General features: G+C 67.8%; 19 protein-coding genes. 7 read left to right on the forward strand and 12 right to left on the reverse strand.

Annotated features, from left to right (window positions below):
• The 6 genes from Q0996_RS22325 to Q0996_RS22350 all read right to left on the reverse strand — a co-directional run.
• A partial coding sequence (locus Q0996_RS22325; RefSeq protein WP_299625259.1) for an Ig-like domain-containing protein occupies positions 1-3,104 on the reverse strand: 3,104 nt, incomplete at its 3' end.
• Positions 3,105-3,689: 585 nt separating this feature from the next.
• Positions 3,690-4,970, reverse strand: coding sequence for an aspartate aminotransferase family protein (locus tag Q0996_RS22330; protein WP_299625262.1), 1,281 nt, complete (start codon positions 4,968-4,970; stop codon positions 3,690-3,692).
• Between the two features lie 13 nt (positions 4,971-4,983).
• Positions 4,984-6,087 carry a mandelate racemase/muconate lactonizing enzyme family protein gene (locus tag Q0996_RS22335; RefSeq protein ID WP_299625265.1) on the reverse strand — a complete coding sequence of 368 codons (1,104 nt, stop codon included), beginning with the start codon at positions 6,085-6,087 and terminating at the stop codon, positions 4,984-4,986.
• 1 nt (position 6,088) lies between these two features.
• Positions 6,089-7,195 carry a mandelate racemase/muconate lactonizing enzyme family protein gene (locus Q0996_RS22340; RefSeq protein ID WP_299625268.1) on the reverse strand — a complete coding sequence of 369 codons (1,107 nt, stop codon included), beginning with the start codon at positions 7,193-7,195 and terminating at the stop codon, positions 6,089-6,091.
• Positions 7,192-8,298 (reverse strand): alcohol dehydrogenase family protein, encoded by a 1,107-nt coding sequence (locus Q0996_RS22345; RefSeq protein WP_299625271.1) that lies wholly within the window; start codon positions 8,296-8,298, stop codon positions 7,192-7,194. The genes Q0996_RS22340 and Q0996_RS22345 overlap by 4 nt, the downstream gene beginning before the upstream one ends.
• On the reverse strand, positions 8,295-10,775 hold the full coding sequence (locus Q0996_RS22350; RefSeq protein WP_299625274.1) for an FAD-dependent oxidoreductase: 2,481 nt from the start codon (positions 10,773-10,775) through the stop codon (positions 8,295-8,297). The genes Q0996_RS22345 and Q0996_RS22350 overlap by 4 nt, the downstream gene beginning before the upstream one ends.
• Positions 10,776-10,867: 92 nt before the next feature.
• On the opposite strand from Q0996_RS22350, the gene Q0996_RS22355 reads away from it, so the two are divergent.
• From Q0996_RS22355 to Q0996_RS22370, 4 genes are read left to right on the forward strand one after another with little or no spacing between them, the layout of a single operon-like run.
• On the forward strand, positions 10,868-11,776 hold the full coding sequence (locus Q0996_RS22355) for a MurR/RpiR family transcriptional regulator (protein ID WP_299625277.1): 909 nt from the start codon (positions 10,868-10,870) through the stop codon (positions 11,774-11,776).
• Entirely contained in the window at positions 11,773-12,867 is a 1,095-nt protein-coding gene (locus Q0996_RS22360; protein ID WP_299625280.1) for an aromatic ring-hydroxylating dioxygenase subunit alpha, read from the forward strand. The genes Q0996_RS22355 and Q0996_RS22360 overlap by 4 nt, the downstream gene beginning before the upstream one ends.
• Positions 12,857-14,311 carry an aldehyde dehydrogenase family protein gene (locus Q0996_RS22365; protein WP_299625283.1) on the forward strand — a complete coding sequence of 485 codons (1,455 nt, stop codon included), beginning with the start codon at positions 12,857-12,859 and terminating at the stop codon, positions 14,309-14,311. Before Q0996_RS22360 ends, Q0996_RS22365 begins: the two co-directional genes overlap by 11 nt.
• A 26-nt stretch (positions 14,312-14,337) precedes the next feature.
• On the forward strand, positions 14,338-14,718 hold the full coding sequence (locus tag Q0996_RS22370; RefSeq protein ID WP_299625286.1) for a carboxymuconolactone decarboxylase family protein: 381 nt from the start codon (positions 14,338-14,340) through the stop codon (positions 14,716-14,718).
• A 31-nt stretch (positions 14,719-14,749) separates the two neighbouring features.
• Here the strand turns inward: Q0996_RS22370 and Q0996_RS22375 are convergent, their stop codons facing one another.
• A complete protein-coding gene (locus Q0996_RS22375; RefSeq protein ID WP_299625289.1) occupies positions 14,750-15,088 on the reverse strand; it encodes a cupin domain-containing protein in 339 nt (112 codons plus the stop codon).
• Positions 15,089-15,231: 143 nt separating this feature from the next.
• Between Q0996_RS22375 and Q0996_RS22380 the strand changes: the two genes are divergently transcribed.
• A complete protein-coding gene (locus tag Q0996_RS22380) occupies positions 15,232-16,080 on the forward strand; it encodes a DUF3108 domain-containing protein (protein ID WP_299625292.1) in 849 nt (282 codons plus the stop codon).
• Positions 16,081-16,182: 102 nt separating this feature from the next.
• Positions 16,183-17,259 carry a 2OG-Fe(II) oxygenase gene (locus tag Q0996_RS22385; RefSeq protein ID WP_299625295.1) on the forward strand — a complete coding sequence of 359 codons (1,077 nt, stop codon included), beginning with the start codon at positions 16,183-16,185 and terminating at the stop codon, positions 17,257-17,259.
• A gap of 214 nt (positions 17,260-17,473) precedes the next feature.
• On the opposite strand, the gene Q0996_RS22390 is transcribed toward Q0996_RS22385, so the two are convergent.
• The 5 genes from Q0996_RS22390 to betC form a co-directional block, all read right to left on the reverse strand.
• Positions 17,474-19,549 (reverse strand): NAD(P)-binding protein, encoded by a 2,076-nt coding sequence (locus Q0996_RS22390; protein WP_299625298.1) that lies wholly within the window; start codon positions 19,547-19,549, stop codon positions 17,474-17,476.
• 57 nt (positions 19,550-19,606) lie between these two features.
• A complete protein-coding gene (locus Q0996_RS22395) occupies positions 19,607-20,593 on the reverse strand; it encodes an amino acid ABC transporter permease (RefSeq protein ID WP_299625300.1) in 987 nt (328 codons plus the stop codon).
• A gap of 12 nt (positions 20,594-20,605) precedes the next feature.
• On the reverse strand, positions 20,606-21,436 hold the full coding sequence (locus Q0996_RS22400; protein ID WP_299625303.1) for an ABC transporter substrate-binding protein: 831 nt from the start codon (positions 21,434-21,436) through the stop codon (positions 20,606-20,608).
• Between the two features lie 28 nt (positions 21,437-21,464).
• Positions 21,465-22,613 (reverse strand): TauD/TfdA family dioxygenase, encoded by a 1,149-nt coding sequence (locus tag Q0996_RS22405; protein ID WP_299625306.1) that lies wholly within the window; start codon positions 22,611-22,613, stop codon positions 21,465-21,467.
• A 148-nt stretch (positions 22,614-22,761) separates the two neighbouring features.
• Complete coding sequence (betC, locus tag Q0996_RS22410) at positions 22,762-24,312, reverse strand: choline-sulfatase (protein ID WP_299625309.1); 1,551 nt, start codon at positions 24,310-24,312, stop codon at positions 22,762-22,764.
• Between the two features lie 180 nt (positions 24,313-24,492).
• Here betC and Q0996_RS22415 point away from each other — a divergent pair, with 180 nt between their 5' ends.
• Positions 24,493-25,497, forward strand: a complete 1,005-nt coding sequence (locus Q0996_RS22415; RefSeq protein WP_299625312.1) for an alpha/beta hydrolase family protein — start codon at positions 24,493-24,495, stop codon at positions 25,495-25,497.
• The last annotated feature ends 84 nt before the right edge of the window (positions 25,498-25,581 follow it).

Raw genomic sequence — 25,581 nt, forward strand, 5'->3', positions numbered from 1 at the left:
TCGTCGCCGTCCAGTGTGACCGTCTGGCCCTCGCCCACGGTCAGACTGTTGTTGACCAGGACCGGGGCGTCGTTCACCCCGTTGACGGTGATGCTCACCGTCGCCGTGTCGCTGCCCTCGTTGCCGTCGGAGACTCGGTACTCGAAGATGTCTTCGCCGTAATCCCCGTCCCCGAGGCCCTCGAACTGACCGTTGGGGTCGTAATCGAAGCTGCCGTCGGCGTTCAATGTCAGCAGCGCACCGGAGCCGAGCGTGACTTGCTGGCCCACAGAGACCGCCTGGCCGTCCACCTCCGTCACGCTCAGCGGGTCCTCTTCCGGATCGCTGTCGTTGCCCAGAACGCTGGACGTCGTGAAGGCGCTGTCCTCGTCGGTGACGAAGCCCGCCCCGCCGTCGTCCCCGGCCAGCGGCGGGGCGTTCACCCCGTTGACGGTGATAGTCACCGTCGCCGTGTCGCTGCCCTCGTTACCGTCCGAGACCCGGTACTCGAAGATGTCCTCGCCGTAGTCCCCGTCTCCCAGGCTCTCGAACTGGCCGTTGGGGTCGTAATCGAAGCTGCCGTCGGCGTTCAGGGTCAGCAGCGCACCGGAGCCCAGCGTGATCTGCTCGCCCACGGAGATCGCCTGGCCGTCCACCTCCGTCACGCTCAGCGGGTCCCCTTCCGGGTCGCTGTCGTTGCCCAGAACGCTGGCCGTGGTGAAGGCATTGTCCTCGTCGGTGACGAAACCCGCTCCGCCGTCGTCCCCAGCCAGCGGCGGGTCGTTCACGCCGTTGACGGTGATGCTCACCGTCGCCGTGTCACTCCCGTCGTTGCCGTCGGAGACCCTGTAGGTGAAGACATCCTCGCCGTAGTCCCCGGCCCCGAGGCCCTCGAACTGGCCGTTGGGGTCGTAGTCGAAGCTGCCGTCGGCGTTCAGCGTCAGCAGCGCCCCGGAGCCCAGCGTGACCTGCTGGCCGACGGTCACGGCGTTGCCGTTCACCTCCGTCACGCTCAGCGGGTCTTCCTCCGGGTCGCTGTCGTTGCCCAGGACGCTCGTCGTGGTGAAGGCGCTGTCCTCGTCGGTGACGAAGCCATCCCCGCCGTCGTCCCCGGCCACCGGCGGGTCGTTCTCGGAGTTGAAGGTGATCTCAGCCGCCGCCGGATCGGTCGATGCCTCGCCGTCGCTCACCGAGACGCTGTAGTTCGGCGGAACCTCGTCCCCGTCGTCGACGAAGACAATGTCGCCATCCAGAACCTGCTGCTGGGTGAAGGAGGTGACGGCCGCCTGCTGCGCGCTGATCCCGCCTTCTTCCTGGAATCCGCCGCCGCGCAACTCGAACTGGCCGCCGGTGACGTTGCTGACGGTGAAGACCAGGCCGGCATCATCGTTGTCGGCATCCGTCGCGCTGAGGTTCTCGGCCGTCAGCGTCACCGTCTGGCCTTCACCCACATTGAGACTGTTGTTACCCAGGACGGGCGCGTCGTTGACCGGCGTGACGGTCATCGGGATCGCCACCGGCGCGGAGACGCCGCCATCCGGGTCGGAAACGGTGACGGTGAACCCGGCGTTCGTGGTCTCGCTGCCGTCGTGGGCAAAGAACACGAGGCCGTTGTCGAGGTCGGCCTGCGTGAAGCTGAAGACGACTTGGAAGTTCTCGCCAACGGCCAAGACAAGCAGCCCGTTGCTGACCGCCGTCACCGTGTAGTTCAGTTGGGCCGGATCGCTGGTCTCCGCATCGCTCGCCGTCATCACCGCCGGGCCGAGTCCCACAAGCCCGCCTTCCAGGACCGCGCCCCCACCGGCGGTGATTGTCGGTGGCGCATTGCTGGGCGGGGGCGGCGGTTCGGTCTCCTCCTCGACCGTCTCTACCGGCGGCGCGGTTGTGACGCCTTCGGTGGGCGGAGCCGGTTCCAGACCGGAGGGCGTCTCGCCGCCGTCGACGAGTTCTTCGACCCCCTCCAGGTCATCGCTCACCGCCTCCGTCTGCAGGCTGCCGCCCAGACTGCTGCCCTGGCTGATGGACGGTGCGCCTGATTGTCCCTGTTGCGGGCCGGCTGCCGTCTCGATCGGCGCCTCGGTTTGCAGCGCCTCTATCTGCTCCTGCGTCAGGCCAGCCTCTTCCAGAACCGCCTGAAGCTGATCCACCTCGAGTTCGGCCTCTTGGGTCTCGTCAGGATCCTGCTGCTCGGGTTCCTCCGGCTGGTCCTGGCTGACGGAGCGCTGGACCTCCACCGCCCTGTTCAAGGCGCGCCCGAATTCCCTCGCGATCGCCTGGCCGGAGGCCACCGAAGGAACGCCCGGATCCACGGTGGCGCTGCTGACGTCGAGAAAGTGGTTTGCAAGCGTAAAGAGGGCGTCGCCGACATCGTTGCTGAAGGTAAAGCTGCCGAGTTCCCCGGTCTCCGGATTGGTCAGGTTGGCGATCTGCGTCCGTCCGCCGAAGGTCGCAATCTGCACGCCCACCGTGGTGCCGCGGATGCCGATGGTGCCCACCGGGGTTTCCACGTCGATCCCGCCGCTGGGCGCCACCTTGCCGGTGATGAACACGAAGGTGCCCTGGATCAGGGAGATCCCCATGCTGTTGGCGGTGCTGCTGGGATTGTAGATGAGCTCGTTGATCACCATCCGCGCGTTGGCGGAGAGGGAGAAGACCGTGTCGTCGACGAAGAGGATGCCGAGTTCGGAGCCGACGCCGGTGGACACCACGTCGCCCTCGAAGATCGGATCGCCCTCGGAGAGATTGGCGCGTGTGCCGTCCGGCCGCTGGACCCGCGCCGAACCGCTCAGTGTGCTGACCTGGCCGATGGGTTCGGCCAGCTGCACCGTGCCGGCCTGGGCATAGGCAAGGGGATGCTCCGGGATGGCCAGGCCGTCGACGGTCTCCGGCAACAGACGTGCGCCCTCGACCGTCTCCAAGGGCGGCGGCGGGTCCTGCGCGAAATAGTCGCGCACCAGCACCTCGCGGCCATCGTCACCGCGCAGCAGAAGGTCGTCGCCAACCCTTACGAATTCGGCTGAGAACAGGAATCCGGACTCGAGGACGACGCCGCCTTCTTCCGACAGCTCGACAACACGCCCGCCTCGGCCGGCAATCGCCTGAGGATCAACTCCAGCCCTGACCATTCAACACGCCTCAACGCCCTGCGTGAACGCTCCCAATGGGCCCGATCAATCCCCAGCCGGCACGCAAGACGCACGCGTCGGCACTCGAAATCCTGATTGATCGCAGCCCCCCTGCATTCCAGCATGGATCGCATTTTTTGGGCACCCCTCAAATTGCACGGAAGGCTAACGCAGGCTTTCAGGAAGGACGACTTTAGGTTAAGAATTCAATCCGAATACAATCGAGATTTGAGAATTAGGGTTACCCGCTCCGGCGTGTCGGGAGCATATAAGGAGAACCTAAATTCGGCCTGAGACTCCGGCCAGCCTTCCCCGGCGAACCGAGGCTGGCTCGCGCGCGAACCGGGCGTGCAAAAGGGCCTCGCGCGGCACGGTGTCGCGGCTGTCCGGCGGTTAGAGCTCTTGATGTTTTGACGGCACCGGCCCGCAGCACACGCGCCTGTGGCAAATATGCGTCAATCAGCGCATCGACGGCCCAGCCGCGCATGCGGGTTGGAATGTCGCCGTCCTTCAAACCACCCAGAAGCGAATGCGTCGCGGCACGCCCATCGGCGCCTCGCACAGGCCGCCTAATCCGCGACTGCGCTAGCTCTCTGTCAGATGCTTGGCGGTATGCGCAATGGCCTCTTGCGTCAGGGCCAGATCGTCTTCGGTCAGCGCCAGGGAGATATAGAACTTGCTGTCGGGCTTCAGCACCCCTTGCTCGCGCATCAGCATGTTGAAGCGCTTCAGCCTGTCCATATCGCCGCGCTGGAAGCCGCGATAGTCGACCACCGGGTCCGGCGTGAAGACGACGTCGAACAGCACCGGGTCGCCGACGATCTGATGGGCGATGCCGGCGGCGGAAAGATGTTCTCTCAGCGCATTCATCACGGTTTCGCCGTTCTGGCGGATGCGCTCGTAGCTGCCCGGACGGCTGAGGACCTCCATGGTCTTCAGCCCCGCCACCGCCGCCACCGGATTGCCGCTCAGGGTGCCGACCTGGAAAGTGAATCCCCCTTCGCCCACCTTGGCCTTGTCGAAGTGGGCCATGATCCCGCTCTTGCCCGCGATCGCGGCCAGCGGAAAGCCGCCGCCGATGACCTTGCCGAGGGTGCAGAGGTCCGGCGTCACGCCATAGTGTTCCTGGGCGCCGCCGTAGGCGAGTCGGAAGCCGGTGACCACCTCGTCGAAGACAAGGACAATGCCGTGCTTTTCCGTCTCCTCGCGCAGCGCTTGCAGGAAGCCCGGCGCCGGCGGGATCAGCCGCTGCAGGGGCTCGACGATCACCGCGGCGATCTCCCCGGCGTGCTCGGCGATCAGGCCGCGCAGGAAGTCGATATCGTTGAAGGGCGCGATCAGCATATGGTCGCGCACGCTCTGGGGAATGCCGGCGGAGTCCGGCACCGCCAGGGGGAAGTTCTCCAGCCGGGTCGGCGCCAGGCTCATCAGTGCCTCGGCAGACATGCCGTGATAGCCGCCCTCGAACTTCAGGATCTTGTCGCGGCCGGTGTGGGCCCGGGCGAGACGCATGGCATACATGTCCGCCTCGCCGCCGGTGCTGACGAACCGCACCTGCTCGGCGCAGGCCACGGCACGGCAGATCTCCTCGGCCAGTTCGATCCCCCGCGCATTGCTGGCGAAGAAGGTCAGGCCCTTGCCGAGTTGCTCCTGAGCCGCCTCCAGCACCTCCGGGTTGCCATGGCCGAGCATCATGGGGCCGGAGCCGATGAGGTAGTCGACGTAGACCTTGCCGTTCTCGTCCCAAACCCGCGCGCCGCGGCCTTCGCGGATCACGATGTTGGGGTCGAAGTTGCCGAAGCCGCCGGCCGGCAACACCTTTTGCGCGCGCTCGATCCAGACGTCTTGCGAGATATCGGCTTTCATCGGATGGCTCCCTTCAATCAAAGACCGCAAGCGGCTCGCCCAACACCTCGGGGTCCGGGGTCACGCCCAGTCCGGGTCCCTCCGGCGGTGCGATGCGCCCGGCCTTACGGATCGGCCCCGCGGGGTCGAGGCGCGGGGCCCCATAGCCCGAGAGGTCGCAGACATTCAACACGCTCTCCGCTGCGGTGGCCGCCGCCAGATGCAGGGCCGCCGCCGTTGTGACATCGGACCCCCAGGTATCCTCGATACACATCTGTGCGCCGAGATGGAAGCAGAGATCGCGGGCCCGCCGCGCCGCGCTCAGGCCACCGAACTTGGAGAGCTTGACCGCCACCGCATCCATGCAGCCGAGGCGCTGGGCCTGCAGGAGGCTCTCGACGTCGAAGGCGGCTTCATCGATCTTCATCGGCAGGCCGGTTGCCGCGCGCACCGCCGCGCAGTCCGCCAGGGTTTCGCAAGGCTGCTCGAGCATGACATCCAGATCCGCGACGGCGCGGCCGACGCGGGTCGCCTCCAGGCGGCTGGCCCCGCAGTTCCAGTCGCCGTAGACCAGCGGGCCGACCCCGACTGCCTCACGCACCAGGCGCAGGCGGGCGACATCGGCCTGCCAATCGTCGTCGGCGCCGAGTTTCACCTGAATCTGTCCAATGCCGGTCGCCTGCGCCTCGCGGGCGATCCGCGCCATCTCTTCCGGCGCGATGCAGGTGATCGAGTGATAGAGCGGCAGATCCGCCGCCTGCCTGCCGCCGAGCAGGGCGTAGAGCGGCAGGCCCGCCGCCTTGCCGGTGAGGTCCCAGAGGGCGATATCGATCATCGACTTGGCATAGGGATGCCCTTTGAGCCATCGCGCCATCGCGCGTTCGAGTGCTTCCGGGCCTCGGGGGTCCGCGCCCAACAGGATGGGCGCCAACTCCTCCAGCGCGGGCGCAACCCCGCGGGCGTAGGCCGGCAGGTAATGGGGGATCGGGCAGACCTCGCCCCAGCCCTGCAAGCCCGCGTCGGTTTCGACCCGCAGAACCATGGTCTCGACGGTTTCGCAGGCCTTGCCCTCGGCCATGAGGTAAGGAACGTGGCTGGTGAGGGCCACGGACCAGAGCGTGAGCCGCGTGATCCTCACCTCAGCCCCCGTAAACGGCGACCGGCTCGCCGAGGCTTTCGAAGTCCGGCACGACGCCAAGGCCGGGGCCATCCGGCGCAAAGAGCTTGCCGTCCCGGGTCTCCGGTCCCGGGCGCCCGGTTGAGCGCGTGTTGTAGCGATGAAGATCGGTGGTGCTCACCAGCATCTCCGACGGCGTCGAGGCCGCGAAGTGCGCCACCACCGCCGAGCAAATCTCGCCGCCCCAGGTGTCTTCCGCAAGGACCGGAACACGGTTGTCGACAAGGTAGTCGCGCAGGCGCCGCGTCTTGGAGAGCCCACCCTGCTTGGAGACCTTGAGACAGACGATCTCCGCGCCCTTGTCCGCGACCAGTTTCTGCGCCACCCGAATGTCGGTCACGCATTCGTCCAGCTTCATGGGCAGGTCGATGCGGGCTCGAAGCTGCTGGCATTCGTCATAGGTCTGACAGGGCTGCTCGAGGATGTAGTCGAGGTGCCGCGTGGCGCGGACCACCTGCAGCGCCTCATCGACGCGCCATCCTTGATTGGCATCGACGAAGGCTCTCTCGCCGGGTTGCAGCGCAGGCACGGTTTCACGAATGCGTTCGATGTCACCGGCCCAGTCCGCGCCGACCTTGACCTGAAACTGGCGATAACCGGCGGCCCGGTGCCGCAGGATCTCATCGCGCATGGCCTCCGGCGCTTTCTGGGGCGCGACGCGGTACATCGGCGCGCCCTCCGTCAGCCTGCCCCCCAGCAGCATCCAGACCGGCTGACCCGTCGCCTTGCCCAGGATGTCCCAGCAGGCAGCGTCGAAGGGTGATTTGGCATAGCCATGCCCCCGCAACGTGGCATCCATGATGCCTTCGATCTTGGCCAGTTGGCGCGGATCTTCCCCCAGCAGCGCCGGGGCCAGCAGCCGGGCGGCAGCCTCGGTTCCCTCGGAATGCGCCTCCATGTAGCTCTCGCCGCAGGGACAGAATTCGCCACAGCCCGAGAGGCCCGCATCGGTGTCGATGACGACGACGGTCGTGCGTCCCTCGGTGAGAACGTTCCCGGCCCCCCAGCGGTATTCCCCACCGACATAGGGCAGGCGCATCCGGTAGACCGCGATCCTGGTGATCTTCACGGAACGACCACGATATTGCCGATGTGCTGCTTGTCGATGAAGGCCCGCTGCGCCTCTCTCAGCTCGGCCAGCGGATAGCGCGCCGCGAGGATCGGTTTCACCTCGCCCCGCTCGATGTAGCGGACCAGATCGGCAAAGACGCCGGGCGGCACGATGGTGGCGCCGGTGAAGGTGAGGTCGCGCAGATAGAAGGTGCGCAGGTCCAGGGTGACCATGGGCCCGGCGATGGCCCCGGCGCAGGTGTAGCGCCCGCCGCGGTCCAGCGCGTCAAGAAGCGCCGGCCAGTAGGCCCCGCCCACCACATCGGCGACCACGCTGACCCGGTCGCGGCCGATGGCCTGGCGCAGGGCTCCCCTCAGGTTCTCCGGCGCGCGGGGCAGGATCGCGTCGGAACCGATCTCCCTGAGTTGTTCGTGCTTGGACTCGCTGGCCATGGCCACCGTCGTCGCGCCGCGGCGCTTGCAGAGCTGGACGAGGGCCGAGCCGACGCCGCCGGAAGCGCCGGAAATGAGCACGCTGTCGCCCTTGGCGACCGCGGCCCGGTTCAGCATGTTCTCCGCCGTCATCGAGGAGGTCGCGAAGGTGGCAAGTTCGGCATCGCCGAGCGCGCTCTCGATGGGATGGACCTGGCGCTGGTCGACCTTGGTGAACTCGGCAAAGCCGCCGTCGCACTCCGAGCCGTAGTAGCCGCACTTGTCCTGGTTGAGCGGGTCGTCCCAGTCGCGCAGCCAGGGATCGATGAGGACGCGCCGGCCCATCAGCGCCGGGTCCGCCCCCTCGCCCAGCGCGACGACTTCGCCGGCCACATCCGCGCCCTGAATCTTCGGGAAGGTGATGGGCGACCCGCCCCAGGCGGCATCGTCGGACTCGGCGCTCTCCAGGGCGCCGCCCGTGGTCCTTTCGGTGACGCCTTTGGAGTACCAGCCGGTGCGGGTGTTGACGTCGGTGTTGTTCAGCCCGCAGGCCAGCACCTTGATCAGGACCTCGCCCGGGCCCGGACGCGGCACCGGCCAGTTTTCATGGACTTCGAGCTTGTCCAGATCGCCGTGGCCGGTGAGCACCACGGCGCGCATGACCTCGGGGATTTGGGCTGGCGCCGTCATGCCGCATCGCTGCTCGCCACCGCGTCACTGCGCGGCAGCAGAGCCTCCGGATCATAGGCCGGGGCGTCCAGCACCCTGGCCGCCCTCGGCGTGCCCAGGATCACCACCTCCAAGGCAGTGCCCGGTTCGGCGGCCTCCGGTTTCACATAGGCAAAGGCGAGGACCGTGCCGACGCTGTGGCCGTAGGCGACGGAACTGGTGGTGCCGACCACGGCACCATCCTTCAGCACCGCTTCGCCGCCGTGGCCGTCGCAGTCGCCGTCGGCCTCGATCTCCAGGTAGGCGCAGACCCAGGGGCGCGCGCCGTCCTGGCTTGCCAGGGTCGCTTCACGCCCGAGAAAATCGCCCTTGTCCAACTTGACGAAACGCATCACATCGGCCTCCGGCAAGGTGACTTCATTGGTCAGTTCCCCCGCGCCTTTGAAGGCCTTTTCCATGCGCAAGGCGTTCATGGCGAAGGAGCCGTAGTCGGCGATGCCATGGACTTCGCCGCCGGCCCAGAGGGCGTCGTAGACGGCGGGCAGCGAGTCGCGGGGGCCGTGGATCTCCCAGCCCAGTTCCCCGGCATAGGACAGGCGCATCGCCCACACGGGGTGTCCGCCGATTTCGATCTCCTGCGCCGTCAGCCAACGGAACCCGGCATTGTCGAGGGGCGCCGCCGTCGCCGCGGCCAGCACTTCGCGGGAGCGCGGCCCCTGCAGGGCGAGGGCCGCCCAGCTCTCCGAGCGGTTGACGACCTCGACCGTCTCGTCCTTGAGGGTCTGCTGCAGGTGGTCCAGCAGGCGCTGTTCGAAAAAGGCGGCGCAGACCAGATAGAAGCGGTCTTCGTCAAGGCGCACGACGGTGAGTTCGATCTCGATGCGGCCACGGCGGTTCAACAGATGGGTCAGGGCGATGCCGCCGACCTTGCGCGGCAGCCGGTTGGCGACCAGCCGGTCGAGGAAGGCTTCCGCGTCGGGCCCGGCAACCTCCACCTTGGTGAAGGCGGAGATGTCCATCACGCCGACCCGCCGGCGCACCGCCTCGCATTCCCGCGCGACCATGTCGTGGACCGCGGTCCGCCGGAAGGAATAGAGATCCTCCTGGGCAAGGCCGTCGCGGGCGAACCAGCGCGGGCGCTCGTGGCCGTAGACCTCCTCGAAGACCGCGCCCTTGGCCTTCAGCCGGTCGTAGAGCGGGCTCGGTTTGACCGGCCGCCCGGCGAGGCGGTTGAAGTGGGGAAAGGGGATCTCGTGGCGCAGGCAGTAGTCTTCCTTCGCCTTGGTCACCTGCCAGTCCTTGCCGGCATAGGCCCCGAAGCGCCGCGGGTCAAACTCCCGCATCGAAATGTCGGCGGCGCCGTGAACCATCCAGCGCGCCAGTTCCCGAGTCAGTCCGGGGCCCCAACCGATGCCGATCTGGGTGCCGCAGCAGCACCAGTAGTTGCGCACGCCCGGCGCCGGGCCGATCAGCGGATTGCCGTCGGGCGGGTGGGAGATCGCACCGTGTACGTCGCGCTTGATTCCCAGTTCGGCCAGCACCGGCATGCGCTCCATCGCGGCCTCCAGCCAGGGCATGACCCGGTCGTAGTCCGCCTCGAAGAGCTCGTTCTCCGCCTCCCAGGGGCAGTGGTCGATCCACACCGCGTTGGGGTTCGCCTTCTCGTAGATCCCGATGAGGCCGGACTTCTGCTCCATGCGGATGTAGCCTGAGACCTGACGGTCGTCGCGCACCACCGGCAGTTCCTGATCCAGATCCAGAAACTCCGGCACCCTGTCGGTGACGAAGTAGTGGTGGGTCATGGAGGTCATGGGCAGTTGCAGCCCGCTCCACTCGCCCATCTGGCGGGCATAGGTGCCGCCGGCGTTCACCACATGCTCGCAGCGGATGTCGCCGCGCTCGGTGGAGACCAGCCACTCGCCGTTCGGCTGCTGCGCGATGTCGGTGGCGCGGCAACGCCGGACGATGCGCACGCCCAGTTGCCGGGCGCCGATGGCCAGCGCCTGGGTGACGCCCGAGGGGTCGACGTGGCCGTCCTCCGGCGTATGCAGCGCACCCAGGACACCATCGAGGTTGTAGAACGGATGCAGCGCGCGCACGCGCTCCGGCCCCACCAGTTCCATGGGAAAACCCAGCGCCCGGCCGACGCTCAGGGTATGGCGCAGCCAGTCCATCTCGTCGTCGCTGTAGGCCAGGCGCAGCGAGCCGCAGCCGTGCCAGGTGACCGACTGGCCGGTCTCCCGCTCCAGCGCGCCGGCATAGAGGTCGATGTTGTAGCCGACGCACGTGCCCAGGGCGAAACTGGAGGTGGAGTGGGTGATCTGCCCCGCCGCGTGCCAGGTGGAGCCGGAGGTCAGCTCCGCCTTTTCCAGCAGCACCACGTCGCGCCAGCCCTCATGGGCCAGATGGTAGGCAAGGCCGCAGCCCATGATCCCGCCGCCGACGATGACCACCCGCGCCGAGCCCGGCAGCTCGGCTCCGCTTTCGGATGACACCATGTCCCTCCTCCGGTCTTCCAGGGGCTAGCCAGGGGCTAGAATGAGATGGACAGGGTAATTGTACAATTGTACGATAGTCAATCATGAATGATATGACCGTACCAAATATCCAATTGGATGCCCCGGATGCCGTGCTGCAGGCGCTGGCGACGGAGCTGCAGAACCTGACGCCGGAGCTGCGCAAGGCGGCCTCCTATGTCTTGGAGAACCCCAACGACATCGGCGTCAGCTCGATCCGCGAGATTGCCGGTGCCGCCGGGGTGAAGCCCAACACCCTGGTGCGCATGGCCCGCTCCGTCGGCTTCGAGGGCTATGACGACTTCCGCGCCCCCTTCCGCGAGGACATCCGCAAGGGCCGGGCGGCCTTCCCGGATCGGGCGCGCTGGCTGCAGTCCCTGGCCAAGGGCGGCAAGCTCGGCGGGCTCTTCGCCGACATGGCCGCCAGCGCCATCGCCAATATCGAGCAGAGCTTCGCCGATATGGACTCGCGGCGCATGAAGGCGGCCGCCGATGCCATCGTCGCCGCCCGCCACACCTATGTGCTGGGGGTCGGGGTCAACCACAGCCTGGCCTGCAACTTCGCCTATCTGGCCGGCATGGCGGTGGACACCATCGAGGCCATTCCCCGCGCCGGCAGCCTGGCCGCCGACGACCTTGCCCGCGCCGGGCCGGACGACGTTCTGCTCGCCATGACCTTCAAGCCCTACCGCACCGAGGTGCTGGAGGCCGTGGAGGTCGCCCGCGGCCAGGGCGTCCGCATTGTCGGCATCTCCGACAGCCCCGCCTCGCCCATCGTTGTCGGCAGCGCCCACGGCTTCGTGGTGCAGACCGACACGCCGCAGTTCTTTCCCTCGACCGTGGCCGCACTGGCCCTGATCGAAACCCTGATGGCCTTCGTCATCGCCGATGCGAAACCCGATGTCATTGCCAACATCGAGCGCTTCCACGGGCGCCGGCAGCGCCTGGGCATTTACCGCGACGACTGGGGAGAACGGTCATGAACCTGCAGAGCGGCCCGCCCCGCGCGCTGGAGGCCCGCTACTACACCGATCCGGAGATCTTCCGGACGGAGCAGCGGGATCTCCTCGCCACGACCTGGCAGTTCGCCGGCCATGCCTCCCAGGTCGAGAAGCCGGGCGACTACTTCGTCTTCGAGATCGCCGGCCAGAGCCTCTTCTGCGTGCGCGGCAGGGACAACGAGGTGCGCGCCTTCTACAACGTCTGCCAGCATCGCGCCCACGAACTGGTCCAGGGCAGCGGCAACGCGCGGCTACTGGTCTGCCCCTACCACGCCTGGACCTACGAGCTGAGCGGTGCCCTGCGCGCCGGCCCCAACACCGCCGCCGTGCCCGGCTTCGACCGCAACGAGATTTGCCTGACCGCCGTACCGGTGGAGGACTTCCTCGGATTCCTCTTCGTCAACCTCGACCCCGAGGCGCAGCCGATGGACAGTTGGTTTCCGGGCGTGCGCGCGGAGCTTTCGGCCTACGTGCCGCAGATCGAACGCCTGAAGCCGCTGGAGTGGGTCGAGATCCAGGAGCGCTGCAACTGGAAGGTCTCGGTCGAGAACTACTCGGAGTGCTACCACTGCCAGCTCAACCACCCGACCTTCTCCGGCGGGGTGGTGAAGCCGGAGACCTATGACATCCGGCCCCAGGGCCACTGCCTGCGCCACACCACCCAGTGCCAGAACCTGGAGCGCATGACCTATGCCATCGATCTCGAGGCCAACGAACACGCCGGCGATTATTCCTCCTGGTTCCTCTGGCCGCTGTTCTCCTTCCAGGTCTATCCCGGCAACGTGCTGAACACCTATCACTGGCGCCCCGGCGCCGTGGACGCGGTCACGGTCTGGCGCGGCTGGTATACGGTGGACGGCGTCGATTCCGACGACATCCGCCGCCTCGCGGTGCAGGACCGCGCCACCACCGTGGAAGAGGACATTCATCTGGTCGAGTCCGTGCAGCGCGGGCTGGGCAGCCGCGGCTACAACCCCGGGCCGCTGGTGATCGATCCCCGCGGCGGCGTCAAATCCGAACACTCCCTGGCAACGCTTCAGGGTTGGATGCGGGCGGCCATCGATGGCGCCTGACGTACAGCCCTACTGGCGCAACTACATCGACGGCGCCTTCGCCGACGGCGGCGCCGGGCGGCTCGCCATTGAGGACCCGGCCACCGGCGAGACCCTGGCCGAACAGGCGCTGGCCGATGCCGGCGACGTCGACCGCGCCGTGCAGGCGGCCAGGCGCTGCCACGAGAGCGGCGCCCTCACCGACCTGCGGCCGGTCGAGCGCGGCCGCATGGTGCGCCGGATCGGCGAGCTCCTGCTGAAACGCATCGACGAGATCGCCCCGGTCCACACCCTGGAAAGCGGCAAGCCTCTGTGGGAGTCCCGCATCGAGATCGAGGGCGCGGCCCGCTACTTCGAGTACTACGGCAACCAGGCGGAGACCCTGGAGGGCCGCTCGATCCCGCTGGGTGCCAATTACCTCGACTTCACGGTCTACGAGCCCTACGGCGTCTCCGCCCAGATCATTCCCTGGAACTATCCCCTGGAGATGACGGCGCGTTCGCTCTCGGCAGGGCTCGCCACCGGCAACACCTGCGTGGTGAAGACGCCGGAGCTGGACCCGCTGACCAACGGCTTCATCGCCGAGGCCGTGGAGGCCGCCGGCTTCCCGCCGGGGGCGGTGAACATCCTCTGCGGGCTGGGCGCGGAGGCCGGGGCCGCCCTCTCCGCCCATCCGGGCGTCGATCAGATCGTCTTCACCGGCTCGGTGGCCACGGGCCGCGCCATCGCCCGCGCCGCCGCCGAGACCGTCGTCCCCTGCGTGCTGGAGTTGGGGGGCAAGTCGGCCGCCATCGTCTATCCCGACGCCGACCTCGCCAACCTCGTCGAGAACGTGCGCTGGGGCATCTATTTCAACGCCGGCCAGGTCTGCTCGGCCATGTCCCGCGTGCTGGTGCACCAGTCGATCCACGACGCGGTGGTCGACGGCATCGTCGACATGGCCCGCGGGCTTTCCGTTGGCCCCGGCATCGAGCGCCCGGAGCCCGGCGCCAACATGGGCGCCATGGTCTCGGAGAAACAGCGCGACCGGGCGGCGGAGATGTGCGGCGAAGCCCAGCGCCAGGGCGCCAAGTTCGCCACCGGCGGCCACAAACTGAACCGCCCCGGCCACTTCCTCGAACCGACGGTCTTCACCGCCGTCACCCCGGAAATGACCATCGCCCGGGAGGAGGTCTTCGGCCCGGTGCTCTCGGTGATGCCCTTCTCGACGGACGAGGAGGCCATCGCCCTGGCCAATAGTACCGACTACGGCTTGGTGGGCGGCGTCTTCACCCGCGACCTCGACCGCGCCACCGACGCCGCCCGGCGCCTCAAGGCCGGACAGGTTTTCGTCAACGAGTGGTACGCCGGCGGCGTGGAAACGCCCTTCGGCGGTTACGGCAAGTCGGGCTATGGTCGCGAGAAGGGCCGCGAGGCCCTGTGGAACTATCTGCAGACCAAGAACGTGGCGATCCGCCTGAACTGACGGGACATGAGGTGAGAGGAAGGGTGATGGACGGCGATCTTTTTGAGAAGGGACTGAAACAGCGCAAGGCAACCCTCGGCGATGACTACGTCGAGAAGACCCTGGGCGGGGCGGACGACTTCAACCGGCCCTTCCAGGAGGCGATGACCGCCTGGTGCTGGGGCTTCGGTTGGGGCGATGCGGCGATCGAGCCCAAGACCCGCTCCATGATGAACCTCGCCATGATCGGTGCCCTGGGAAAGATGCACGAGTGGGAGATTCACTGCCGCGGCGCCCGCAACAACGGCGTCTCCTGGGAGGAAATCCGCGCCATCGTCCATGTCGTGGGCATCTACTGCGGCGTGCCCCAGGCCATGGAGTGCTTCCGTGTCGCCCGCAAGGTCAAGGACGCGGAAGCCGAGACTTAAGTCAGAAAAAAGTTATATCATATCAATAGAGTCAGGACCCTTCCTCAGACTTCACATGGAGTGCGAGCCAAAGCGTCGGGCGCAGCGGATCGGTCCAGGCCACCCGGTGGCGGCAGTGGGCCGGCAGCAGCAGGGCGTCGCCCGGGCCCAGGTCCGTCTCGCCCTCGCCTTCGATGGTCAGGCGCGCCGCCCCGGCCAGCAGCAGCACCCATTCGTCCCAGTCCTGGTCGTACCACTCGCCCTCCGGCGTGGTCTGGCCGCGGGAGACGATGCGCTCCAGCTTCACCCCCGGGCGTTCCAGCAGGATTTCGAAAACCTCCTCCGCGGCGGCGGGCGGCAGACTTCTCAACAGGTTCCTCGGCTCGGTCATGGCGGCGCCCGATCTCTCTTGCGGGGACGGTCAGGATACCGCCAAGGGCTGAGATGCGGGGCCTTGGATTTGACGCACTGCAGACATAGTTTCTCATAGACAACCTTTGGTAGCCTGCTGTCTCTTCGCCACTGGGGGAATCCATGCACCTGCGACCCGCCGCCTTTCCAGCGTTCCCGCTTCGCGCCGCGCAAGGCCTGGCCGCCGCCGTGCTGCTGCTGTGGAGCGGTGCTGCAGCGGCCGACGAGTCCAAGGCGGTGCGCGCCAGCTACGAGGTCTACTTCGGCGGCTTTCACGTTCTGAATGCCGAGGCCTATCTGGAGAACGGCGAAGAGCGCTATCGCATCACTGCCGAGGCGGAGACCCAGGGCTTCCTCAGCTGGTTCCTCACCTGGCGCGGGACCACCGAGAGCAAAGGGCGGGTCAGCGCCGAGACCGTCATCCCGGAGCGGCACGACAACTGGGGTACGGCGGATGAGGGCGAGCGCCTGGTCAGCCTGCGCTATGACGCGGCCGGCAACATCGTCGAGACCGTCGCGGAGCCGGAGCAGGACTGGGCGGAGCGTCATCCCCTGCCCCCGGACGCCGGCAAGGGCACCCTCGACCCGCTCAGCGTCATCGCCGGGCTGGGCCAGCTCCTGCGCAACGGCGGGGCCTGCGAGGGCAGCTTCGCCGTCTTCGACGGGCGCAAGCGCTATGACCTCACCGTCGCCGATGCCGGCGTGACCAAGCTGGAGCCCAACAATTACTCCATCTTCGACGGGGAAGCCCGCGGCTGCCGCCTGGACTACGAGATGCTCGGCGGCCACCGCATCGAGCGCAACAAGTACGCCGCCACCGCCTACGACCGCATCGTCTGGGTCGCCCGCCCTGCCGAAGACGCCCCGCTGATTCCGGTGCGCCTCAGCATCGAGACCGCCTACGGCACCGTCATGGGCCACCTCACCGGCTACAGCGTCGACGGGGAAACCGCGGCGCCTTTGACCGACTGAGTCCCACGGCCTCCGCCAAACACATCCCGGTAGTCACCGCCGCCCATCGCCCGTAAGATCGCTCAAGGTGCCCAGCGCACCTCTGGGGGAAAGGGGACTGTCATGGCGGCGCAGCAGGAACAGCGGCCGCCCTTCACGGCGGCAGAACGCCTGGAGGGCGGTGACCGCATCCCGCCCTTTCGCTTTGCCGATCAGGACGGCCGCCCGGTGGGCCCTCTGGACGACCGCCTGGCGGGCCGGCCGCTGGTCCTGGCCTTCGAATGCGAGGGCACGGGGCCGACTTACGAGGACGAACTGGCCGCCCTGGCCGACGCGCTCGCGGAGAGCGCAGCCGTTGTCCTCGCCATCACCCGCCGCAGCCCGGAGGAAAACCGCGCCCTGAGGGACGGCCGGTCCCTGCCCTTCTCCGTCCTGTCCGACGCCAAGGCGGAACTCTACGGGGCCTGCGGCCTCGATCCGCTCACCATCGGTCGGCCCGCCGTCACCTTCGTGCTGGATGCCAACCTGCGCATGGTGGAGCTTTTCGACGGCGGCGGCGCCACCCGTAGCGCCGAGATCCTGGCGGCCCTTGAGGCTGCCGCAGACGACCCGCTGAGCGCGCCGCCGGCCGGCCACCCGCCGGTCATCGTGCTGCCGCGCACCCTGAGCGCCAAAGACTGCGCCGACCTGATCGACTACTGGCATCGCCCGGCCCCGGTCTGGGAGGCCGAGGGGCTGACCACCCAGGGCTTCGGCCAGGAGGCGGGCGATTTCATGGTGCGCAACAAGGACTACGGCAAGGTCTCGCAGCTCGTGGTGCGCGATCCCGAGTTGCAGAAGTACCTCGACGCCAAGCTGAACCGCCGGGTGATCCCGGAGCTGCGCAAGGCCTTCCAGACCAAGATCTCACGGCGCGAGGATTACCGCATCGCAGGCTACGACTCGGCGGAGAGCGGCAGCCTCGGCCCGCACCGCGACAACCCCACCAAGGAAACCCGCCACCGCCGCTTCACCATCTCCGTCACCCTGAACGGCGGCGCCTTCGAAGGCGGCGAACTGCGCTTCAGCGAATACAGCCAGCAGGGCTATCTCGTCCCCACCGGCACCGCCGTCATCTGGTCCTGCTCCCTCCTCCACGAGGTGCTGCCGGTGACCGCGGGCCGGCGGTTCATCCTGGGGACGCACCTGTTTGGGACGTGAGGGCCAGTCCGTTCCCACCGATACCGAGCCCGATCCCCCTCACCCTCCCGCTGACGCGGGCCCCTCCCTCTCCCACGCCGGGGAGAGGGATATCTCACCCGCACATTTGGTTCCCTCTCCCCGCCGTGGGAGAGGGTTGCGCAGGCTTGGTGAGCGCAGCGAGCCTAGCCGAAGCTGGGTGAGGGGGAGCGCCGCACGAGGGTGACGATGGGCGCTACCCTACCGCAATGGCCTCGCGTTTGAAGGGCGCGACGTCGGGGTCAACCATCTCCCCGAACTCCCGGGCGTAGCGGTGGCCGGCGAAGACGGCGGCGGCGATGGTGCCTGGCGCGCGGGCGTCGCCGAGGGTCTGGAGGGTCTCTAGGCCGGCGTCGGGCCAGTCGGCTTCGCGCCGCCGCAGGTCGAGAGTCAGCGACTCGTTGGGCAGGCGGGCGGTGACCAGGACCAGGGTGGCGCAGGCGAGGGTCTCCGGCGCTTCGGTGAAAGCGCAGGCGAGGTCGACGCGGGTGGCTGTGCGTCCCGTCAGCACGCTGTTCAGCCTGATGGTCACGCAGCACTCGGCGAGGCGGCGGTGGATGCGGGGCTGGTCGAGGGCGTACTGGGTCCAGGCGGAGACCAGGGGCGCCGGGGTCACGTAGGTAACCGCGCGCCCGGCCTTGGCCAGGACTTCCGCCATGAGGCCGCCCATGAGATAGCCCTCGTCGTCGTAGACCACCACCGGCCCGTCGGGCAGCGCCGCGGCGTCGAAGCCGTCGGCCACTACGTCGTCGGGGGTCAGGAGGGCGCCCGCTCCCAGTCCCGGCACCGGCGCATGGCGGGACCGGCCGATGCCGTCGCGGCGCCAGGTGGCGCCGGTGGCCAGCGCCACATGGGCGATGCCGTAGCTGAGGATCTCCCCGGCGGTCAACGCGCTGGCGAGGTACATCTCGACATTGGGCAGCTTGTGCAACTGGCCCAGGCGCCAGTCCCGCACCCGGGCCCAGGAGGCAAGGCCCGGCAGGCGGCATTCCCGGGCGACGCGCCCGCCCCAGTCTTCCCCAGCCTCGGCCAGCACCACCTCCAGCCCGCGCTGGCCGCAGGCCCGGGCCGCCTCCAGGCCGGCCGGGCCGCCGCCGACGATCAGCACCCGCTCGCGCTGCTCGACGGCGGGGATGACCTCGGGGTGCCAGCCGCGGCGCCACTCCTCCCCCATGGTCGGGTTCTGGGTGCAGCGGATCGGCGCGGCGAAGTTGTCGCCGGTGACGCAGATGTTGCAGCCGATGCACTCGCGGATGTCGTCGATGCGCCCTTCCTCGATCTTCTTCGGCAAAAAGGGATCGGCGATGGAAGGCCGCGCCGCGCCGATGAGATCGAGGTGGCCCTGCTTCACCACCCGCACCATGGCGTCCGGCGAGGTGTAGCGCCCCACGCCCACCACCGGCTTCGAGGTGAGCGATTTCACGAAGCGGGTATAGGGCTCCTGAAAGCCCTCCTCGGAGAAGCGGGCGGTCTGGCTGTCGTTGGCCCAGCCCGAGAGGCTGACGTCCCAGAGGTCCGGCAGCTCGGCCAGCAAGGCGACGACATCGTGGGCCTCCCCCTCCGCGCTGATGCCCTCCTCCCCCAGCAGTTCGTCGACGGCAAACCGGAAGGCCACGGCGCAGCGGTCGCCCACTGCCTCCTTGGTGTCGATGAGGATTTCTTTGATGAGGCGCGCGCGGTTTTCCAGGCTGCCGCCGTACTCGTCGCAGCGGTCGTTGTGGCGCCGCGACAGGAAGTGCTGCAGCAGGGCCATGTCGTGGCCGGCATAGACATAGACGATGTCGAAGCCGGCCTCCTTGGCGCGCAGGGCGGCGTTGCGGTGCCAGCGCCGCAGGTTCGCGATGTCGGTCTTGTCCATGGCGCGGGCCTGCACCGGGTCGCCGGAATCGACGATGCGGTGGGAGGGGCCCAGCGGCACCTCCCGGCTGTAGTGGTTTGGGCTGTGGTGGCCGTTGTGCACCAGCTCGATCCCCGCCAGGCTGCCCCGGGCGTGCACCGCCTCGGTCAACGCTTTTAGGTGCGGCAGGTCCTGGGCGTCCCAGATGCGGTTTTCCACGTAAGGCGTGATCTCGGCGGAGTGGTGGATCTCCGCCTCCTCGGTGCAGACCACCGCCCAGCCGCCCTCCGCCTTCATGCCGCGCAGGGCGGCGTTGGACATCGGGAAGCGGTAGCCCATGCCGGCGCAGTGGGGCACCTGGTAGAAGCGGTTGCGCGCGGTCACCGGCCCGATGGGCACCGGCTCGAAGAGGACGTCGTAGCGGGGATCGCGCATCGAAGCTCTCTGGTTGCTGGTTGTCGCGGCGCCGGCCCGACGCAAATCGAACGCGCTCTACCGCGTATGACCCTTGCCGTAGTAGGCCTCGATGCGCGCCTGCACAATCTCGAAGACCACCGACATCACCCAGTAGATCACGGCGGCGGCGATGAGGAACTCGAAGACCTGGAAGTCGCGCTTGCCGAGCACCTGGGCGGTCTTGGTCAGCTCCCAGACGCCGACCACGGAGACCAGCGAGGAGTCCTTCAGCATGGCGATGAACTGGTTGCCGGTGGGCGGCACGATGAGGCGCATGGCCTGGGGGAAGACGATCTTGCGGAAGATCAGGTTGGACGGCAGGGCAAGCGCCTTGGCCGCCTCGCGCTGGCCCGCGGGCACGCCCTCGATGCCGGCGCGGAAGATCTCCGCCATATAGGCGCCGTAGCAGAGCGAAAGCGCGGTGATGCCGGCGGGCACCGCCTCCATGACGAAACCGAGCTGCGCGAAGCCGGTGTAGATCAGCACCACCTGCAGTAACAGCGGCGTGCCGCGGAAGAAGGAGATGTAGAAAGTCGCCACGGCATAGAAAGCGCCGTTGCGCGACAGCTTGCCCAAGGCGCCCGCCAGCGCCAGCACGCAGGCGATGGCAATGGCGATCAGCGATACGTAGAGCGTGGTGAAGGCACCGGTGGTGATCAGGAAGTAGAGGTTGGAAACCCCGGAGCGCCCTACCGCGAAGATCACCCCGAAGTCGCGGTCGAAGGAGAGCACGAAGCCGTAGAACAGCAGCAGCAACTCGCCCCAGACCAGCAGCACCTGGTAGCGGAAGGGCAGCAGGCGCAGGAACTCCAGATTGGCGACCAGGGCACCGGCCAGCATCAGGCCCACCAGCAGGTGGCGGCCGAAGCCGGTCTCGGCCTCCGGGTCCACGGCGCCCAGCAAGGGCGAGAAGAGGTCTCCGGCTGCCGTGCCGCCCAGGCCCAGGGCGGTCAGCAGCGCCGCGGCGACGAGGAAGAGGGTCGCCCGTGAGAACCAGGGGCTCTCACGGGCGAGGTCGAACATCGAAGCCCCCGCTTACTGAACCGAGGTCAGGTCGACCCCGTACCACTTCTCCGACAGCTTCTTCAGGGTGCCATCGGCCTTCATCGCGTCGACGATCGCGGTGATCTTGGCGTCGAACTCCGGATCGCCCTTGTCGGTGGCTACGGACAGCGGCTCGTAGAAGGCCGGCTTGCCGATCACCTTCAAGGGATAGCCGCCCCTGCTGATGGCTTCCTCAATGGTCGGCAGGGCCGAGAAAACCGCGTCGAGACGGGTGCCGTCGCCCAGGCGCAGGTCGTCGAAGGCATGGGTGTCGGTCTCGTAGGTTTTGATCTCCCCGGCCTCGACCTTGTACTCGAAGGGCGGCGCCCCTTCCGCATCGATCGTGAGCTGCTGGTTCAGGTAATCATCGTAGGTGCAGCCGCCGCAGGCGCCGATGGTCTTGCCGTTGAGGTCGGCCAGCGAGTCGATCTCGGAGTCTTTGTGCACGGCAAAGGCGGCCGGCGTGTAGTAGTAGACCGCCGGGAAGTTCAGCACCTCGGCGCGCTTCTTGGTCGGGGTCATGGAGCCGACGGACATGTCCCAGCGCCCGCCCCAGCTGCCTCCGGTGATGATGTCCCAGGAGGGCGTGACGATCTTCAGCTCGACGCCCATACGCTTGGCGATCTCCTTGCCGACGTCGACGTCGAAGCCGTCCATCTCGTTGGCGTCGTTGAGGAAGGACTGCGGCGGATACTCCGCGTCGGAGGACATGGTGAGGGTCTTGGTGGACATCACCCGGTCAAGGGTGTCACCGGCAAACGCCGGGCCGGCCATGGCCAACGCCAAGGTGGCGGCCATTCCCAAGGTAACGATGGATCTCATTCTTTGTTTCTCCCTGTGGTTAAGATTGTTATTGGCGCGGCGCGGTCCTGCTCCTTGCGTTCAGGGTGCGCAGCGCGGATTCGAAGTCTTCGTGATTGTGATAGCAGCCGCAGAACACACGCTTGCCGGAATAGCCCATGCGGCCGTGCAGCAGGCGCCAGTTGTCGAAAATCAGCGCCATGCCGGGCCGCAGCGGCACGGTCTGCCAGTTCTCCTGGTTCACGATGCGGGCGTGGAAATCGGCATAGGCGCGGTAGAAGGCCTTCATGCGTTCCGGCTCGAGGTGGAAGGGCGCGCGGTCGTAGTTGTTGAAGGTCACCTGCGCCAACCGGCCCTGGCCGTCCAGGCGGATGGCCGGGCGCTCAGCGCGCAGGTGCTGGCCCTCCTCGATGTAGCGCCCCGGCACCGAGACTTCGCAGAGCACCCGGAACAGCTCCGGCTCTTCGCTGCGCATCTGCTCGGCCAAGGCGAAGCCGTCCACCAGGATCGACTCGCCGCCCGTGCCGTCGAACTCCTGGCAGAGGAAGCACTGCAGGCCCGGCGCGTCGTGGCTATAGGTAGCGTCGGTGTGGGGCTCCAGGTATTGGGTCGAATAGGCAGTGTCGTCGTGCTCGGTCAGCTCCGCCGAAAGCGACCAGATGCCGCCGAAGATGGTCTCGCGGATGTAGCCGAAGCGGCCGAAGAGATCGCGCGCCGAGGCCTCGTCGGTGGGCACCCCGGCGATGACCACGAAGCCGTCGCGCTGCAGCCGCTCGAAGCATGTGCGCAGGCCGTCCCCCTCCCCGGCGATGGTGCCATAGGCCACCGGCTCAACCACCTGCAGCGGCGATCCGGCGGACCAGAGCCGTGGCGGAATCCTGGCCTGGGTGTCCCAGTCATCGGCGGCAAGGCCGGCCATGGCGGCCAGGAATTCGGCGCTGTAGCAACTGCGCAGGCCGCTTTCGGGCCAGGTCACGGCCAGCGTCCGCCCCTCTTCAAGGATCGCGCTATCGGCACCGCGGATCGCCTCGTCCAGGGCGAAGGTATCGACGCGGCGCTGCAGCGTGGCCGGGTCCAGGCTTGCGGGGCTCTGGTCGTGATCGCGCAGCCAGAACCAGGAAAACCGGCTTTCCGCGCCGTCCCGCCAGCGCAGAACCAAGCCCTCGTCGTTGCCCTCAACCGCCGCGATCACCGTCATCGTCTTCGCTCTTCATCCCGTGCGTTGCCGAACCCAGGTGACCAGTCTAGCGCGCCGGGGAAAAGCGGAAAACCTGGAGTTTCGTCCAGCGATCTCAAAGCCTTATGGCAAAAGGCTCCCTGGCGCGCCTGCCGCGCGGGCGGCCCTCCTATCGCCAGCGCGGGGTAAAGGCGGGCGGCGGAGGAAAGCGGGAGCGCGCGTCGTGGTCGCTCAGTTCCATATGGCTGCGGGTGTATTCGTCGCCGGCCGCGCGCGGCGGCTGATAGTCCCAGCCGGTGTGCTGGCCACGGGTCAGGGCGCCATTGATGAAGCGGCGCCGGGCCTGATCCTCCAAGACCGCCCGCGCCACCGCCTCGGTATCCCAGTGGGCGCCCGCCTGCCGGCGGAAGTCCGCCAGGACCTCGGCCTGCCCCGGATCGCCGGCCAGATTGGTCAACTCGTCCGGATCCGCCTCCAAATCGAAGAGCTGTTCCGGGTCCCCCGGGCAGCAGGTGTATTTGAAGCGTCCCTGGCGGATCATCAGCAGCGGCGCGGCCGCGCCCTCCGCCAGATACTCGCTGACCGCCCGGCCCTGATCCGCCTCGCCGCGGCAGGCCGGCAGCAGGGACACACCGTCCAGCGGATCGACAGGCTCGGGCATCTCGCCGGCACCGCTTTCCGCCGCCAGCGCCATCAGGCTCGGCAGCACGTCGACCTGGGAGGCCGGCGCCGCCACCCGCCGCGCCGCGAAGAGCTGCGGTGCGGAGACGATAAGCGGGATGCGCACCGACCACTCATAGAGGCTCATCTTGTACCAGAGGCCGCGCTCGCCCAGCATGTCGCCGTGGTCGGAGAGAAACACCACCACCGTGTCGTCGCGCAGGCCGAGATCGGTCAAGGTCTGCATCAGCCGTCCCAGCCAGTGATCGACGTAGGAGACGTTGGCGTAGTAGGCGCGGCGCGCGCGGCGCACGTCTTCCTCGGTCACCTCGGCGGCGTCGACGGCGATGGCCCGTTCGAGGCGCAGGCTGTGCGGATCGTTGGCCTCCGCGGCCGGACGCGCCACCCGCGGCAGGTCGATCTCCTCGCCCTCGTAGAGATCCCAGAACTGCCGCCGCGCCGCATAGGGGTCGTGGGGGTGGATGAAGCTGGTCACCAGGCAGAAGGGCCGGCCGTCGCCGTTGCGGGCGGCATCGTAGAGCCAGCGCAGCGCCTGGGCGCCGACCTCGTCGTCGTAGGCGAGCTGATTGGTGATCTCGGCCACCCCCGCCTGCTTGACGCTGGACATGTTGTGATACCAGAGGTCGATGCGCTGCTCCGGCATGCGCCAGTCCGGCACCCAGCCGAAGTCGGCGGGATAGATGTCGGTGGTGACCCGCTGCTCGAAGCCGTGCAACTGGTCGGGACCGACGAAGTGCATCTTGCCGGAGAGGCAGGTGCGGTAGCCCATGGCCCTCAGGTAGTGGGCGAAGGTCGGCAGGGTGCTGGGCAGGTAGGCCGCGTTGTCGTAGCCGCCGAAGCGAGAGACATAGCGCCCGGTCATGAAGGCATAGCGCCCCGGCGTGCAGAGCGGCGAGTTGCAATAGGCGCTGTCGAAGACCACACCCTCCGCCGCCAGGGCGTCGATGTGGGGCGAGCGCACCAGCGGGTGGCCGTAGCAGCCGAGCGCGAAGGGCGTGAGCTGGTCGGCCATGACGATGAGAAAGTTGGATGCGGCCATCGGCCAGTCTCCCTAGATCTTGCTGCGGACCCTACGTTTACAGAAGGTCCCTATCCTGCCAATGGACAGCAGAATGGAAGTCGCCGGCCGGAGGGTCTGTCGCAGCCGCGACATTGATCGCCGCGGCGAAAGGCAATAGACAGGCTGTCGGCCGTCAACCGCCCAACGAAGGACCCTCCCATGCGCCAAGACCGATCCGCGCCGCGCGGCAGCCTGCACAGCCTGGTTCTGGAATCGGAGCGGCTGCGGGGCAACCTCCTCGGCGATCCCCATGAGCGCGAGGTTGCGGTCTACCTTCCCCATGGCCACGACGGCAAGGGCCTGCCCCTGCTCGTCGACCTGGTGGGCTTCACCGCCGGCGGGCCGGCCCACGTCAACTGGAAGAACTTCGGCGAGAACCTGCCGGAGCGCCTCGACCGGTTGATCGGCAGCGGGGCCATGCCGCCGGTGGTGGTTGCCTTCCCCGACTGCTTTACCCGGCTGGGCGGCAACCAGTACATCAACTCGGCCGCCATGGGCCCCTGGGAAGAGGTGCTGATCGAGGAGATCGTGCCCCTGGTCGAAGGGCGGTTCGGCTGTGGTGGGGACGGCCGGCGCGGCGTCTTCGGCAAGTCGTCGGGCGGCTACGGGTCTATCGTCCATGCCCTGCGGCGCTCCGACTTCTGGGCGGCAGCCGCCTGCCATTCCGGCGACATGGGCTTCGAGCTCTGTTATCTGGGCGAGTTTCCGAGCCTGCTGCGCGCCCTCGCCAAGAAGGGCTCCATCCAGCAGTTCATCACCGACTTCGAGGCCGGCCCGAAGTGGAAGGGCGACGACATCCACCAGCTCATGACACTCGCCATGTGCGCCACCTACGACCCCGACCCGGAGGCCTTCTGCGGCATCCGTCTGCCGGTGGACCCGGAGACCTGCGAGGTGATCGAGGCGCGCTGGCAGAACTGGCGGCGCTGGGACCCGATCAACCTGGCGGACGACCACGCGGCGAACCTGAAGACGCTCAAGGCGCTGTGGATCGACTGCGGCGACGTCGATCAATACGACCTGGTCTACGGAGCCAGACGCCTGCACCGCAAGCTGACGGCCGCCGGGGTCGAGCACGTCTACGAGGAGTTTCCCGACAACCACTCCTCGGTCGATTTCCGCATGGACCGCAGCCTGCCCTACCTGGCCAAGGCGCTGAGCTGAGCCTGTCCCGGCGTCGCTGGCGCCAGTCCTGCAGGAAACATTCAAAGACCTGGACTTAGGCCACTAAACAAAAAGGCCACCGAG

This window comes from Pelagibius sp. (assembly GCF_028289705.1).
GTDB lineage: Bacteria > Pseudomonadota > Alphaproteobacteria > Kiloniellales > Kiloniellaceae > Pelagibius.